Origin of the sequence: Nonomuraea mesophila (assembly GCF_004352805.1) — a bacterium.
GTDB classification, from domain to species: Bacteria; Actinomycetota; Actinomycetes; order Streptosporangiales; family Streptosporangiaceae; genus Nonomuraea; species Nonomuraea longispora.
This window is the reverse complement of sequence record NZ_SMLD01000069.1, coordinates 1-14976: the sequence shown is the minus strand read 5'-3', so window position 1 is coordinate 14976 and position 14976 is coordinate 1. Positions and strand designations below refer to the sequence as shown.

The window sequence follows — 14976 nt, the reverse complement described above, 5'->3', positions numbered from 1 at the left end:
CAGACAGGAGCATGCTCATGACACCACGACCGTTGACGAGGAGGGGTCTGCTCGCCGGCGGCGGCTTCCTGCTGCTGGCCTCCGCCGGCGGATGCGGCTTCTTCGACACGAGCCCCGACACGGGCGGCAAGGCCGCACCGGTCGCCGACCTGTCGGCCAAGGAGGCCCCGGCGCTGGCCGAGCTGGTCAAGAACGGCAAGCTGCCGCCGCTCGCCGAGCGCCTGCCGAAGAACCCCCTGGTGGTCAAGCCGCTGAAGGAGGCCGGTGCGTACGGCGGCACGTGGAACTCGGCCATGGTGGGCGAGGACGACTGGGACTGGCTGATCTACACGCTCGCCTACGAGCCCCTCGTCCGGCTCAGGCCCGGCACCAACGGCCAGAAGGGCCCGGACGACATCGTCCCCAACGTGGCCGAGTTCGAGGTCAAGGACGACGGCCGGGAGTACGTCTTCCGGCTGCGCGACGGCCTGAAGTGGTCCGACGGGCAGCCCTGCACGGCCGACGACCTGCTGTTCGCCTTCGAGGACGTGACCGTCTACAAGGGCCTGCACACGACCGGCGTCTACGACCTCTTCCTGGAGAACGGCACCACGGACGAGCTGGTCAAGGTGGAGAAGGTGGACGAGCGGACGGTCCGCTACGTCTACAAGGAGCCGAAGGCGGGCCTGCTGTTCCAGATCGCGGTCGCCACGTTCGAGCGTGGCGGAGCCACCGGCCTCCTGCTGCCCAAGCACTACCTCAAGCAGTTCCACAAGAAGTACAACCCGGACGCCGACAAGCTCGCCAAGGAGCAGCAGTTCGAGGACTGGACCCAGCTGTTCATGCAGAAGAACGACTGGGCGCACAACGCCGACATCCCCACGCTGCACCCATGGAAGATCACTACCGCGATCGGCGACGGCACGGCGGTGGTGGCCGAGCGGAACCCGTACTACTGGAAGGTCGACGACCAGGGGCGCCAGCTTCCCTACATCGACCGGTTCAGGTCGGACCTCCTCGGCGACGTCGAGGTGGAGCTGCTGAAGATCATGAACGGTGAGATCCACATGCAGCTCCGCAACTTCAACACGCCGGAGAACAAGCCGGTGGTCGCGCAGAACGCCGGTAAGGGCAAGTACCGGCTGTTCAACGTGCCGAGCCGGCTGAGCAACACGATGATCATCCAGATCAACCAGACGATCGGCGACGACAACCTGCGCGAGTTGTTCCAGAAGAAGGACTTCCGGATCGGGCTGTCGTACGCGATCAACCGCAAGGAGATCATCGACGGCGTGTACGCCGGGCAGGGCGAGCCCTGGCAGGCCGCGCCGTCCAAGAACAACGCCGTCTACGACGCGGAGTTCGCCAAGCAGTACACGGAGTACGACGTCGCCAAGGCGGGCGAGTACCTGGACAAGGCCGGGCTGACCGAGAAGGACTCCGCCGGCAGGCGGCTGGGCCCCGACGGCAAGCCACTGATCGTCACTGTCATGACCAGCGCGGAGTTCCCGCACCACGTCCAGGCGCTGGAGTTCGTCAAGAAGCACTGGGAGGCGGTCGGGGTCAGCCTGCGCGTCGATCCCGTCTCGGACACGCTGTTCACCGAGCGCACGATGGGCAACAACCCGCAGGCGTCCACGTTCACGTGCAGCGACTTCGACGTGATCACCGGCACCGGCGGCAGCCACTACTACGTGCCGAGCAACTCCGGCAGCGCCCGCTACGCCATCCGCTGGGCCCTGTGGTACGGCAGCAAGGGCAAGAACGGCGACGAGCCGCCGGCGGTGGTCCGCGAGCAACTCGAGGCGTTCACCGCGATGCGTACAGAGCCGGACGTCGACAAGGCGCTGGAGCACGCCAGGAAGGTCGTGCGGATCGCCAAGGACCAGTTCTACGCGATCGGCATCAGCTCGCACCCCGACGAGTACGGCATCGTCTCCAACGAGGTCAAGAACGTGCCCGACTCCATGTCCGTCTGTCCCGTGAACCCCGGGCCGACCCAGCCCGAGCAGTACTCCTTCTGAGGCGCCGGCATGCTGGGTTATTTCGGCCGCCGCCTGCTGTACGTGGTGGTGACGCTGTGGGCGATTTCGATCGCCGCCTTCGTCATCATCAACCTGCCGCCGGGCGACTATGTCTCGACGCTGATCGCGAACGCGCAGGCGGGCGGCGAAGGCCTCACTCCGGCGGAGATCGAGAACCTCAGGCTGCGCTACGGCCTGGACGATCCGATCTTCTTGCAGTACTGGCGCTGGATCACCGCGATCCTGCTCCACGGCGACTTCGGTCAATCGTTTGCCTGGAATCAGCCGGTCGCCACGCTCATCGGTGAGCGGGTCGCGCTCTCGGCGATCCTGTCGATCAGCTCCCTGCTCATGGTCTGGGCGATCGCGTTCCCCATCGGGATCTACAGCGCGGTCAAGCAGTACTCCTGGGGTGACTACGGGTTCTCCTTCCTCGGCTTCATCGGGATGGCGGTCCCCGAGTTCATGCTGGCGCTGGTCCTGATGTACATCGGGTTCCGCTACTTCGGCGCGAGCGTGGGCGGCCTGTTCTCGCCCGAGTTCCAGGACGCGGCCTGGAACCTGGGCAAGGTCCTGGACCTGATGGGACACCTGTGGGTGCCGATCCTGGTCATCGGGGTGTCCGGCACGGCGGGCATGATCCGGGTGACCAGGGCGAACCTGCTCGACGAGCTCTACCGGCCCTACGTGCACACGGCCAGGGCCAAAGGGCTGCCGGAGTGGAAGCTGCTGCTGAAGTACCCGGTACGGATGTCGCTCAGCCCGTTCTTCAGCACGGTGGGCTGGCTGCTCCCGGGGCTCATCGGCGGGGAGACCATCGTGTCGGTCGTCATGAGCCTGCCGACGGGGGGCCCGCTGCTGCTCAGCGGGGTCATGAGCCAGGACATGTACCTGGTCGGCAGCTTCATCATGATTCTCAGCACGCTGACCGTGGTCGGCACCGTGGTGAGTGACCTGGCGCTGGCCTGGTGGGATCCGCGAATCCGCAAACGGTACAAGAGAGAGTAGCGCCACATGTTCCTCAGGCGACCGAAGAAGGAAGTAGGGACGCTGCCGCAGTGGCGGCTGATGTGGCGGCAGTTCCGCCGGCACCGGCTCGCGATGGCCGGCGCGGCGATCCTGATCCCGGTGTACTTCGTGGCGATCTTCGCGGAGTTCTTCGCGCCGATGTCCAGCTCGACGGCGAACACGTCGATGACGTACGCGCCGCCGCAGATGATGCGGTACTCGGGCGAGCACGGCCTGCACGTCTACGGGTACACGACCGAACGCGACGCGACGACGTACGCGCAGACCTACACCGAGGACCCCGCCAAGGTGGTCAGGGTGGGGCTGTTCGTGCACGGCGACGAGTACAGGTTGCTCGGCCTGATCCCGTCCGACATCCACCTGATCGGCCCGGTCACCAAAGGCGAGCCGGTCTTCCTGCTGGGCTCCGACGGGAACGGCAGGGACCTGCTGTCCAGGCTCATCCACGGCGCCCGGGTGTCGTTGTCGATCGGGCTGGTCGGGGTCGCCGCCAGCTTCTTACTCGGCATGCTTATAGGCGGCATTTCCGGATATTTCGGGGGCGGCGTCGACAACGTCGTGCAGCGGGTCATCGAGTTCCTGATGGCGATCCCGACGTTGCCCCTGTGGATGGCGCTGTCGGCCGCGCTCCCCACGGACTGGGGGCCGCTGACCCGATATTTCGCCATCACGGTGCTGCTGTCGCTGATCGGGTGGACCGGGCTGGCCCGGGACGTGCGCGGGCGGTTCCTGTCGCTACGCGAGGAGGACTTCGTCACCGCCGCCCGCCTGGACGGCGTCGGCCGGCTGTCGATCATCTTCCGGCACATGATCCCGTCGTTCGCCAGCCACATCATCGCCTCGCTGTCGCTGGCCATCCCGGCCATGATCCTCGGCGAGACCAGCCTGAGCTTCCTCGGCCTGGGGCTGCAGGCGCCGGCGGTGAGCTGGGGCGTGCTGCTGGAGGGCGCACAGAACGTGCGCGTCGTCGCGAACGCGCCGTGGCTGCTGGCGCCGGGCGTCGCGGTGGTGATCGTCGTGGTCGCCATGAACTTCTTCGGAGACGGCTTGAGAGACGCGGCCGACCCGTACGGGTCGGCCGGCGGAGCCCGGAGAAGGAAGCCCTTCTGGCGCCGCGCGGGGCGACGAGCGAGCGCGACCATCAACATGGCGACGGAGAGGTGAGCAGGCGTGCCCGCAGACGACGTGCTGCTTGAGATCGAGGACCTGCGCACCCACTTCCTGCTCGACGACGGCGTGGTGTGCGCGGTCGACGGCGTGGACCTGCGCGTGCGCAAGGGCGAGACGCTGGCCATCGTCGGCGAGTCCGGCTGCGGGAAGAGCGTCATGGCCCGCTCGATCCTGCGCCTGGTGGACCCGCCGGGACAGATCGAGGGCGGGCGGATCACGCTGCACCGGGAGGACGGACCCGTCGAGCTGGTCGGCGCGGACAAGCGCCTGCTGCGGCAGGTCCGCTGGCGCGACATCGCGATGGTGTTCCAGGAGCCGATGGCCTCGCTGAGCCTGGTGCACACCATCGGCAGCCAGATCGTCGAGGCGGTCCGGCTGCACGACAACGTCGGCAAGGCGGAGGCCCGCGAGCGGGCGATCGACATGCTCGACCGGGTCGGCATCCCCAAGCCGCGGCACCGGGTCGACGCCTACCCGTTCGAGCTGAGCGGCGGCATGCGGCAGCGGGCGATGATCGCCATGGCGCTGTCGTGCCGCCCGAGCCTGCTCATCGCCGACGAGCCGACGACAGCGCTCGACGTGACCACCCAGGCGCAGATCCTGGAGCTGCTGCGGGACCTGCAGGCGGAGTTCGGCATGGCGATCATGCTGATCACGCACGACCTCGGCGTGGCCGCGCAGGTGGCCGACCGCATGGCCGTCATGTACCTGGGCCGGGTGGTCGAGTACGGCGCCGCCGAGCAGGTGCTCTCCGCGCCCAGACACCCGTACGCGCAGGCGCTGCTGCGCTCGATGCCCCGGCTCGGGCGCGCCTCGCGGACCCGGCTGGCCGCGATCAGGGGCATGGTGCCGCCGCCGTTCGCGCGGCCGGGCGGCTGCACGTTCCACCCGCGCTGCGACAGCGTCATGGCCGGCCGGTGCGACACCGTGACCCCGAGCCGCATCCCGGTGGGCGACCGCGAGGTCGCCTGCCTCCTCTACGACGACGAGCACAAGGAGCAGGAGGAGCGGCGATGAGCACGGAACCCCTGCTCAGGCTCGAAGGGCTGACCAAGCACTTCCCCATCCGCAGCGGTCTGCTCGGCCGGCAGGTCGGCGCGGTCAGGGCCGTGGACGCGGTGGACCTGACCATCGAGGAGGGCACCACGCTCGGGCTGGTCGGCGAGTCCGGCTGCGGCAAGACCACGCTGGGCCGGTGCATCGTGCGGGCGCACGACCCCACCGGCGGGCGCATGCTCTACCGGCGGCCGGACGGCTCGGTGATCGACGTGGCGGGACTGAAGGAGAAGGAGCTCAAGCCGTACCGGGGGCAGGTGCGGATGATCTTCCAGGACCCGCACTCGTCGCTCAACCCCCGCAAGACGCTGCGCGAGATCATCGGCGAGCCGATGCGGGCGCACGGGTACGGCAGCAAGGAGGAGATCCACACCCGTGTCGGCGAGCTGCTCGACCGCGTCGGCCTGCGCCCCGAGTACGCCGACCGCTACCCGCACGCCTTCAGCGGCGGCGAGCGCCAGCGGGTCGGGATCGCGCGGGCGCTGGCCCTGTCGCCCCGGCTGGTCGTCGCCGACGAGGCGGTGAGCGCGCTCGACGTGTCGGTCCGCGCCCAGATCCTCAACCTGCTGACCGACCTGCAGGAGGAGTCGGGCCTCGGCTTCCTGTTCGTCAGCCACGACCTCGGCATCATCGAGCACGTCGCCGACGTCGTCGCGGTGATGTACCTCGGCAAGGTCGTCGAGCAGGGCCCGACCGGCGAGCTGTACGGGCGCCCCCTGCACCCCTACACCGAGGCGCTGCTGTCGGCGGTGCCCGACCCCGACCCGGCGGCCAGGAAGCGCCGCGAGCGCATCAAGCTGCTCGGCGACATCGCCGACCCGGCGCACGTGCCGCCCGGCTGCCCCTTCCACCCGCGCTGCGTGTACGCCAGGGACGTGTGCCGCACGGACCCGCCGCCGCTGCGCGAGGTCGGAGGGCGCCGCGTCGCCTGCCATTTCGCGGAGGAACTGGAGTTGCGCGGCGTCCCCGACCCGGACGTGCGCGAGGACCCGAAGGTGAGCGCATGACCGACCCTCGTTTCGACGGCGTGCTGCGCCCGTCGGCCACACTGCCCGGCGCGCGGGAGGCGCTGCTGCCCGCGCCGCACGGCCCGGACAACCACGCGGCCAACCTGCTGCGCACGCGCGACGGCGAGCTGCTGTGCACCTGGTTCAGCGGCCCCGAGGAGGGCTCTCCCGGCACGGACGTGGTCGTCTCCCGGCTGGCCGGCGAACGCTGGGAGACGCCGCTGCTCGTCGCCGCCGACCCGCTGCGCAGCGAGCAGAACCCGGTGTTGTTCGACGGCGGCGACGGGCTGGTCCGGCTGCTGCACACCTCCAGCGAACCGTACGACCAGACGACGGCCCACGTCGTGGTCAGGGCGTCGGCCGACGCGGGCCGCACCTGGAGCGAGCCGGACGTGCTCTTCTCCGAGCCGGGCGTCTTCGTCCGGCACCCGCCGGTCGTCCTGGCGGACGGGACGTGGCTGCTGCCCGCCTACCACTGCGGCAAGGCGGGCGACCGCAGCGTGGTCCAGGTCAGCGACGACGGCGGCCGTACGTGGAGCGAGCACGCGGTCCCCGGCAGCGGCGACCTCGTGCAGATGACCATCGCCGAGCGGCCCGGCGGAGGGCTGCTGGCGATGTACCGCGACCGGCGGGCGGGGCGGATCCACGCTTCCACCTCGGCCGACGGCCGCACCTGGTCGGCGCCGGAACGCACCGGCCTGCCGAACAACGACTCCTCCGTCCAGCTCACGAAGCTCGGGGACGGACGGCTGGCGCTCGTCCACAACGACGCCAGCCTGGAGCGCGGTGAGTACCGGTGGGTGGTCAAGAACGGCAGGCAGCGCAAGAAGGCGCTGCGCACCCCCTTGGTGCTCGCGGTGTCGGACGACGGCGGCGAGAGCTGGCCGTACCGGCAGGTCCTCCAGGACTCCGACGACGAGTACTGGCAGAACGAGCTCGGTTACTCCTATCCGAGCGTCATCGACGGCGGGGACGGGCGCGTGGACGTCGCCTTCTCCTACCTGCGCAAAACCATCAAACATCTGGAGATCAGCCTGTGATGAAACTTCGGCAGAGCATGTTATACGGGGTCGCGGCGGTGGCCGTGGCGCTCCCCTCGTCCCTCGCGGACGGTGCCGGGGACGGCGACGTACGGGTGGAGCCTACCGGCTCGTACGCCTGCCGCCAGGACGTCGCCGCGCCCGACCCCGACGTCCCGAAGGTGCACGCGGCCGGGCTGGCGCAGGCGCCGAACGGCGACATGCTGACCGTCTACTACGGCGGCACCACGGAAGGGGCGCCCGACCAGGCGCTCTACCTGTCGCGGCTGGCGGCGGGCAAGCGCACGTGGTCCGCGCCCGAGGTGGTGTTCGACGAGGCGGGCAAGGCCGACGGCAACCCCGTGTTGTGGTCGGACGGCAAGCGGCTCCACCTGTTCTTCGTGACGATCGAGGGCCACGGCTGGGAGCAGGCCCCGATCCGGCTGATCACCTCGGACGACAGCGGGAAGACCTGGAGCGACCCCGTCACCATCCGCGAGGAGTGGGGATGGATGGTGGGCACCAACCCGATCCGCATGTCCAACGGCGAGGTGCTGCTGCCCATCTACGACGAGGGCGGCTCCAGCTCCGGCTTCTACGTCTTCAGCCAGGACATGTCGTCGTGGAAGGCGTACCCGGAGGAGCACGGCGACTGGATCCGCACGCCTGAGGGGTCGATCCAGCCGACCGTCGTGGAGGTCGAGCCGGGTCGGCTGCGCGCCTACCTGCGCACCGGCGACGGCGCCATCTACACCAGCGACTCGACCGACTTCGCCCGCACGTGGAGCGCTCCCGTGGCCGAGCCCATCGGCAACCCGAACTCCCGCGTCGCCGCGCTCAAGCTGGACGACGGCAAGCTCGTGCTGGCCTACAACCCGTGGGTCGAGCACCGCTCCCCCATGCGGCTGTCGCTCTCGCCCGACAAGGGCCGCACGTGGGAGCACTCCGTCGACGTGGAGGCGCAGTCGGGGCCGCAGTTCACCTATCCCGTGCTGACGCAGAGCGGCGACGGCTTCATCCACCTGGTCTATTCCTACAACCGCAACAACATCCGGCACGTGGTCTTCAACGAGCCGTACCTCCGCGACGCGGTGGGCCTGCTGTCCAACTATCCCGAGCACACGATCACCGAGTTCAAGAACGGCGTCCGGCGCGACGTGGTGCGCCGGTGCAGCTACTCGCCCGCGAAACAGCCCTGAGGAGACCCACCTGATGAAGAAGTCCCGCGGCTTCGCGCTGCTCGCGCTCACCCTCGCCGTCACGACCGCAGTCCCCGCCGCCGCCAGTGCGACCTCGTCGCGGCAGGCCGCCTGCAAGGACGTGCCCAACCAGTATGACGTGCCGTTCAGCGTCTGTGACGACGAGTTGTTCGTCTTCGCCGCCAACTACAAGCCGTTCGAGTCGACCATCACAGAGGACACCCGGGAGGGCACGAGGGTCTTCGACGAGGTCATCGGGAACAAGCTGCGGGCGGCGTTCCCCAACGTCAAGATCAAATATGCGACGTGGGACCTGCCCGTGCGCTACGAGGAGCTGAAGAACGCCGGCGTCGTCCCCGACATCATCATCGAGGACCCGAAGAACCGCATCGACCGCGACCTCGAACCGTTGGGCTGGGTCGGCGACCTCACCCCCGACCTCGAGCGGGCCGGCATCGACCTGAGCACGCTGAACCAGGCCGCGGTGGAGCTGACCAGGTCGCGCTCGGACGGCGGGATCTACGGCGTGCCGCTGTTCATCGACGAGCACGTGCTGCTCTACAACAAGAAGATCTTCGACAAGTTCAAGGTGAAGCACCCCCAGCCCGGCATGACGTACGACGAGGCGTACAAGAAGGCCAAGCGGCTGACCGCGGACGACGGCCTGGACCACTACAAGGGCTACATGCAGCACCCTGACCAGTACCTGGACTTCAACCAGGCCGGTCTCTACCCGTTCCTGCCGACGTCGAGCGAGGAGCCGGCGCCCGAGGACGTCAAGGTCGACATCAGCAGTGACGCCTGGAAGGCGTACGTCGACAACCTGTACCGCTTCCTGGAGATCCCGCGCAACGAGTTCACCACCGTCACCGACTTCCTCAAGGGCGACATGAGCCAGCCGGGCCACCTGGCCATGGCAGTCGACACGCTGTCGCGGCTCAACATGTACGCCGGCAGCGAGCTGTTCATCGAGGACGGCGACGAGGAGTCCTTCGCCGAGTACGCCAAGAGCGTCGACATCGGCGTCAGCGCGGTCCCGGTGCTCGAGAAGGGCTCCACGACGACCTACCAGCCGAACACGCGGGCCGCGTTCATCCCGCCGTCCTCGCCCAAGAAGGAGCAGGCCCTGCAGATCGTGAAGTGGCTGGTCTCCGAGGAGGGCCAGACCGAACTGTCCAGCCACGGCCTCAAGGCGGTCCTGCAGACCGACGAGGTCGTGCGGAGCTTCGGCAAGGCCGTCCCCGAACTGGCCAAGATCGACGCCTCGGCCGTCTACTGGGGCGAGAACGCCACCATCTCCAACTACGAGAACACCGAATACTGGGACCTGCCGCTGTGGTCGGTCTACCGCCAGCACATCCTGCGCGACGGCGGGACGCCCGAGCAGGCGCTGACCCTCTCCCAGCAGCAGGACATCCCCAACTACATCAAGGCGCAGGCGGAAGCGGGCAAGGACTGGTGACGTTCTCCACCACCGTGGAACGCTGGGGCGTCCACGAGATCGAACTGGCCGGACCGTCAGGCGGCAACCCCTTCGCGGACGTCCGCCTGTCGGCCCGGTACCAGTACCGCAACCGCGTCGTCGAGGCCGAGGGCTTCTACGACGGGGACGGCGTCTACCGCGTCCGGTTCATGCCGGACGCGGTGGGTCCGTGGCGGTTCACGACTGTCAGCAACGTGGAAGAGCTGGACGGATGCTCGGGCGGCTTCGAGGCAGGGCCGCCCGGCCCGGGCAACCACGGCCCCGTGCGGGCCGCCGGCACCGGGTTCGAGTACGCGGACGGCACGCCGTACCTGCCGTTCGGCACGACCGCGTACCACTGGACGCACGACATGGACGAGGAACGGGAACGCCGGACGTTGCGCACGCTCGCGTCGTCGCCGTTCAACAAGCTGCGCATGTGCGTGCTGCCGACGGGGCCGATGACGCCGCCGGAGGTGCCGTTCGCCGGCGAGGACCCCGGCGGGCTGGACGTGACCCGGTACAACCCGGTGTTCTTCCGCCACCTGGAGGCCAGGGTCCGCGACCTGCGCGACATCGGCGTGGAGGCGGACGTGATCCTCTTCCACCCGTACGACGGCGGCGTGCGCGGGTTCCAGGACATGGGCCGCGAGGCCGACCACGCCTTCGTGCGCCACGTCGTCGCCCGGCTGTCCGCCTACCGCAACGTGTGGTGGTCGGCCGCCAACGAGTACGACTTCAACCGGGCCAAGACCGTGACCGACTGGGACGACATCCTGCGCACGATCGTGCGCCACGACCCGTACGAGCACCTGCGCTCCATCCACAACGGGACCCGCATGTTCGAGGTCGCGTCGTTGTACGACTTCACCAAGCCGTGGATCACGCACCAGAGCATCCAGCACTGGGACGCCACCCCGACGGACGCCTGGCTGGCGGCCTGCCCGAAGCCTGTCGTGATCGACGAGATCTCCTACGAGGGGAACATCGGCAAACGCTGGGGCAACGTCACCGCGCAGGAGCTGGTGGACCGGTTCTGGGAAGGCGTGACGCGCGGCGGCTACGTGGGCCACGGCGAGTCGCTGGCCGGCTTCCAGGACCGCGCGTGGATCGGCAACGGCGGCGCCCTGTACGGCGAGAGCCCGGCGCGGATCGCCTTCCTGCGCACGGTCATGGAGCAGCGCGGCGACGGCACCCTGCTGCGCTACCTGGGGCGGCGGCAACCGGCCCAGGTCACCGTGGACCTGCCGGCGGGCGGCGCGTACGAGGTCGAGCTGATCGACACCTGGAACATGACCGTCACCCCGGTCGACGGGGTGCACCGCGACCGGGTGCGGGTCGGGCTGCCGCGCAGACCGTACCTGGCGCTGCGGATGACGAGAGTGGGAGATCGATGAGGATCGGGCCGATGGCGACCACCGCGCTCGGCTGGCACCTGCACGACGAGAAGCGGCGCGCGCGGACCCTCGCCGCGCTGGAGTCGTCGCCGTTCGATCGGGTGCGGATGGCGGCGTTCGCCACGCGGTGCTCCCTCGACGCGCTGGAGGAGCGGGTGGCCGAGCTGGCCGGGATCGGCGTGACCGCCGAACTGGTGCTCATGCATCCCGGCGAGGGCGTCTCCGACGTCGAGACCGCCCGCCGCTACGTGCGGGACGTGGTGCCGCGCCTGTCCGCGCACCCGAACGTGTGGTGGTCGCTGGCCGAGGACCCCTCGCGGTTCCCGGCGTTCACCGAGCACGACTGGGTGGGGCTGGCCGACCTGGTGGCCGAGGAGGACCCCGGCCACCACCCGCGCTCGATCACCGTGCCCGCGGGCTCGCCACTGTTGTGGCGGCGCACGTTCACGCACGGCAGCGTCCGCGCGCCGAGCCCGCGCGACGCGTGGGTGGCGACGCGCGACCACCACAAGCCGGTGCTGATGGACATGTGCGGGTACGAGGGCGACGCCGAGGACCCGTCGCTGAGCCTGCCGCCCGAGAAGGTCGTCACCATGGCCTGGGACGGGTCGGTGCGCCGGCGCCACCTGACGCACGGCGAGTCGTACGTGGACGACGACGGGCTGACGTGGTCGCAGGACGGCGGCACGCTCACCGGGGCCGCCGTGCCCCGGCTGGCACTGCTGCGCCAGGTCGTCGCCGGCACCCCGGACGAGGCGCGCTACCAGGACCGGGACGCGCCGATGCTGGAGGTGCCCGGCGAGTTCTACCTGGAGTACTGCGGCGAGCACCGCTTCCCCGACAGGACGTACGAGGTGCCGCAGGGCCGGTACGAGGTCGAGGTGATCGACACCTGGGAGATGACCGTCACGCCGCTCGGGGTGCTGGACGGCGGGACGATCACGGTGCCGCTGCCCGGGACGGTCGGCCAGGCCGTCAGGATCCGGCGGCGGCCATGACGGCGGACGTTCTCATGGCCGCCGAGGAACCGGGCGGGAAAATCGTCGAGGTGGTGGCCGGCGCGGGCGGGCCCGAACTGCTCCTGCGCCGCCGCGACACGTACGGACCCGAGCTGCCGCGGCGCCGCGACGCGGACGGGCCCGAGCTGCCGCCGCGCCGCCACGACGAGGACGGGCCGCATCTGCGGGCGCCGCTGAGCGGCATGCTCACCGCCTCCACGGGCCGTCCGTGGCGGATCGAGCCGGCGTTCGGCGACTCCGTCCGCGTCCGTACGGCGGGCGGGACCGTCGTGGTCACGGCCGGGCTCGGCCCGCTGAGCGCCCGGCTGGAGCTGGCCTTCACCTCCGGCGGCCTGCTCACCCTCACCACCACCTGGCGCAACGACGCCGAGCACGAGGTCACCGACGTGGCGGCCGGCCTGCTGCTGCCGCTGCCCACCACGGACGCGCACGTCACCATGCCCGGCGTGCTCTACAACGGCAACCCCTCGTCCGACCCGCGCAGGAAGGTGCCGCGCGAGGGGTTCGTGGGCGAGGAGCACCGCCTGCCCATCCCCGCCGTCAACGCCGCATGGGACGGCCGCTACCTCAGCCTCTTCGCCCACCCCGCGCCGGCCAGGCTCGGCGACGGCACGGTCGCGTACGGCTCGCTCGGCGTCGTACGGTCGCCGGGCCTGACGGTCGCGGCGATGACCGGCGTGATCGCCTTCGACGGCGAGCCGGACGTCTGCTACGTCAGCAAGGCGGAGGTGGCGGACCGGCCCGTCGGCTACCGCGACCTCGCGCCCGGCGAGACCATCACCACCCGCCACACGCTCGACTGGGGCTCGGTGGAGCCGCGCGGCCTCGGCTTCACCACCCTCGTCCACACGGACCTCTACCGGGACAAGGGCGCCAGGCCGCTGTCCCGCGACGAGATCGTACGGCTCAAGACGAACGCCATGGACGCGCGCCGGGCGGGCGACGGCTACCTCGCCTACGACGGCGCCCGGCCCGGCAAGCCCCGCTCCTACCTGTACGGCTGGACGGGCCAGTGCATGAAACTGGCCCGCTGCGACGCCGACCTCGGCCTCGCCCGCGCCGAGCCGGAGCGGGTCGAGCGGGCCCGCCGGGCCGCCGCCTTCTACGTCGAGGGCAGCCGGACGTCCGTACGCGGGCTGCGGCAGGGCCGTTACCTGCTCGACGAGGACAGGTGGGAGGCGTTCCGCAAGGACGGCGCCGCCTTCGTCTCCAGCCGCGCCCACGGCGAGACGGTCGCCGACCTGGCCGAGCTCGCGCTGCGGTTGCGCGAGGCGGGCCTGCCGGTGCCGCCTGACTGGGAGGAGGCGGTGGAGGACGCCGCCGCGTTCTTCTGGCGGACCCGGCTGCCGGAGGGGGTCGTCCCGCTCGGCTGGACCCCGGACGGCGACCCGTTCACGCCCATGGTGACCGCGGCGGGGGTGGCGTGCGTGCAGGCGCTGCTGGGCGCGTACCGGCTGGGCGGGGAGAAGGTGTGGCTGCGGCGCGCGGAGGAGCTGCTCGGCCGCTACCACCGGCTGTACGCGGCCACGTTCGAGCGGCCCTTCGCCCACGCCACCCTCGACGCCTCCGGGGAGGACAAGGAGGCCGGGATGTACTACTTCCAGGCCGCCTTCGAGCTCTACCGCCTGACCGGGCGGGAGACGTACGCGCGGTGGGCGCGGACGGCGGCCGACTGGCTGCTGACGTTCGTCTACGTGTGGTCGCCCGAGTTCGACGCGGGCAGCACGTTCGAGCGGCGCGGCTTCCAGGCGTGCGGCTGGCCCGCCGTGAGCGTGCAGAACCACCACCTCGACGTGTTCTTCCCCACGTCAGAACTGATGGAGTTCGGCCTGATGACCGGCGAGACGCGGTACGCCGAGCGGGCTGGGACGATCCTGCACGCCATGGGCCAGGGCATCTGCACCGAACCCGGCGACTGGGGCTTCGACGTCCCTGGCGAGCAGGGCGAAGGGTTCTTCCAGACCAACTGGCAGCGCAAGGGCGAGGCGAACACGTGGAACCCGTCCTGGGTGATCGCCCTGCCCCTCCACCACGCACTGCGCATGAGGAAGGTGTCTTGACATCCTCCCCCTCGTAAACGAGGGGGATCCCCACGGTCGCCCGTGAGGCTTCCTGCTTCACAGCCGGTTGCCCGTCCGAGAGGACTCTCGTTGAGGTCTGACACCAGCTCCACAGGCGTTTCAGCTCTCCGCCAGCCCGGCGGCGAGCACGTTCCTGGCCGCGTTGACGTCCCGGTCATGGACCGCGCCGCAGGCGCAATTCCACTCCCGGACCTTCAGCGGCATCGTCTCCTGCAGGGCCCCGCACGCCGAGCACAGCTTGGAGGAGGGGAACCAGCGGCCCACCGCCACGAGCGTGCGCCCGTACCAGGCGGCCTTGTACTCCAGCATGGAGCGCATCTCCCGCCACGAGGCGTCGCAGATGGCGCGGGCCAGGCTGTGGTTCTTCACCATGGTGCGGACGGTCAGGTCTTCCACGGCGATCGTTTGGATGCCCCTATGTTCGTCAAGTGGTCAGGCTGGGTCAGGAGCGTGGTCGGCTGTCGCTGCTTTGATCAATGCGTAGACCTCGCGGGCGACATAGCGTTTGAGGCAGCGGATGACCTCGCGGCGGGT

Annotated in this window: 11 protein-coding genes and 1 pseudogene; 11 read left to right on the top strand and 1 reads right to left on the bottom strand. The window is 69.9% G+C overall.

Annotated elements, in window-relative coordinates; translation table 11 throughout:
* Positions 1-17: 17 nt before the first annotated feature.
* Genes E1295_RS24725 through E1295_RS48940 form a run of 11 tightly spaced genes read left to right on the top strand, consistent with a single transcriptional unit; the run spans position 18 to position 14421 of the window.
* Positions 18-2003, top strand: coding sequence for an ABC transporter substrate-binding protein (locus E1295_RS24725; protein ID WP_166427395.1), 1986 nt, complete (start codon positions 18-20; stop codon positions 2001-2003).
* A 9-nt stretch (positions 2004-2012) separates the two neighbouring features.
* Entirely contained in the window at positions 2013-3011 is a 999-nt protein-coding gene (locus tag E1295_RS24720) for an ABC transporter permease (RefSeq protein ID WP_132332102.1), read from the top strand.
* A gap of 6 nt (positions 3012-3017) precedes the next feature.
* Positions 3018-4196, top strand: coding sequence for an ABC transporter permease (locus E1295_RS24715; protein ID WP_132633120.1), 1179 nt, complete (start codon positions 3018-3020; stop codon positions 4194-4196).
* A 6-nt stretch (positions 4197-4202) separates the two neighbouring features.
* The gene (locus E1295_RS24710) at positions 4203-5219 is read left to right on the top strand and encodes an ABC transporter ATP-binding protein (RefSeq protein ID WP_132633118.1); all 1017 of its coding nucleotides are present in this window, start codon (positions 4203-4205) and stop codon (positions 5217-5219) included.
* Positions 5216-6265, top strand: coding sequence for an ABC transporter ATP-binding protein (locus E1295_RS24705; RefSeq protein WP_132633116.1), 1050 nt, complete (start codon positions 5216-5218; stop codon positions 6263-6265). The genes E1295_RS24710 and E1295_RS24705 overlap by 4 nt, the downstream gene beginning before the upstream one ends.
* Positions 6262-7305, top strand: a complete 1044-nt coding sequence (locus E1295_RS24700; protein WP_132633114.1) for a sialidase family protein — start codon at positions 6262-6264, stop codon at positions 7303-7305. The genes E1295_RS24705 and E1295_RS24700 overlap by 4 nt, the downstream gene beginning before the upstream one ends.
* 17 nt (positions 7306-7322) lie before the next feature.
* A complete protein-coding gene (locus E1295_RS24695) occupies positions 7323-8483 on the top strand; it encodes a sialidase family protein (protein WP_166427394.1) in 1161 nt (386 codons plus the stop codon).
* A 13-nt stretch (positions 8484-8496) separates the two neighbouring features.
* Complete coding sequence (locus E1295_RS24690) at positions 8497-9945, top strand: ABC transporter substrate-binding protein (protein WP_132633110.1); 1449 nt, start codon at positions 8497-8499, stop codon at positions 9943-9945.
* A complete protein-coding gene (locus E1295_RS24685) occupies positions 9942-11342 on the top strand; it encodes a DUF5060 domain-containing protein (protein WP_132633108.1) in 1401 nt (466 codons plus the stop codon). Before E1295_RS24690 ends, E1295_RS24685 begins: the two co-directional genes overlap by 4 nt.
* 11 nt (positions 11343-11353) lie before the next feature.
* Positions 11354-12340 (top strand): DUF5605 domain-containing protein, encoded by a 987-nt coding sequence (locus E1295_RS24680; RefSeq protein WP_132633106.1) that lies wholly within the window; start codon positions 11354-11356, stop codon positions 12338-12340.
* The gene (locus tag E1295_RS48940) at positions 12337-14421 is read left to right on the top strand and encodes a hypothetical protein (RefSeq protein WP_166427393.1); all 2085 of its coding nucleotides are present in this window, start codon (positions 12337-12339) and stop codon (positions 14419-14421) included. The genes E1295_RS24680 and E1295_RS48940 overlap by 4 nt, the downstream gene beginning before the upstream one ends.
* Positions 14422-14455: 34 nt before the next feature.
* Here the strand turns inward: E1295_RS48940 and E1295_RS24670 are convergent.
* Positions 14456-14850 (bottom strand): annotated as a pseudogene (locus E1295_RS24670) (RNA-guided endonuclease TnpB family protein); the annotation flags it as partial.
* Between the last annotated feature and the right edge of the window lie 126 nt (positions 14851-14976).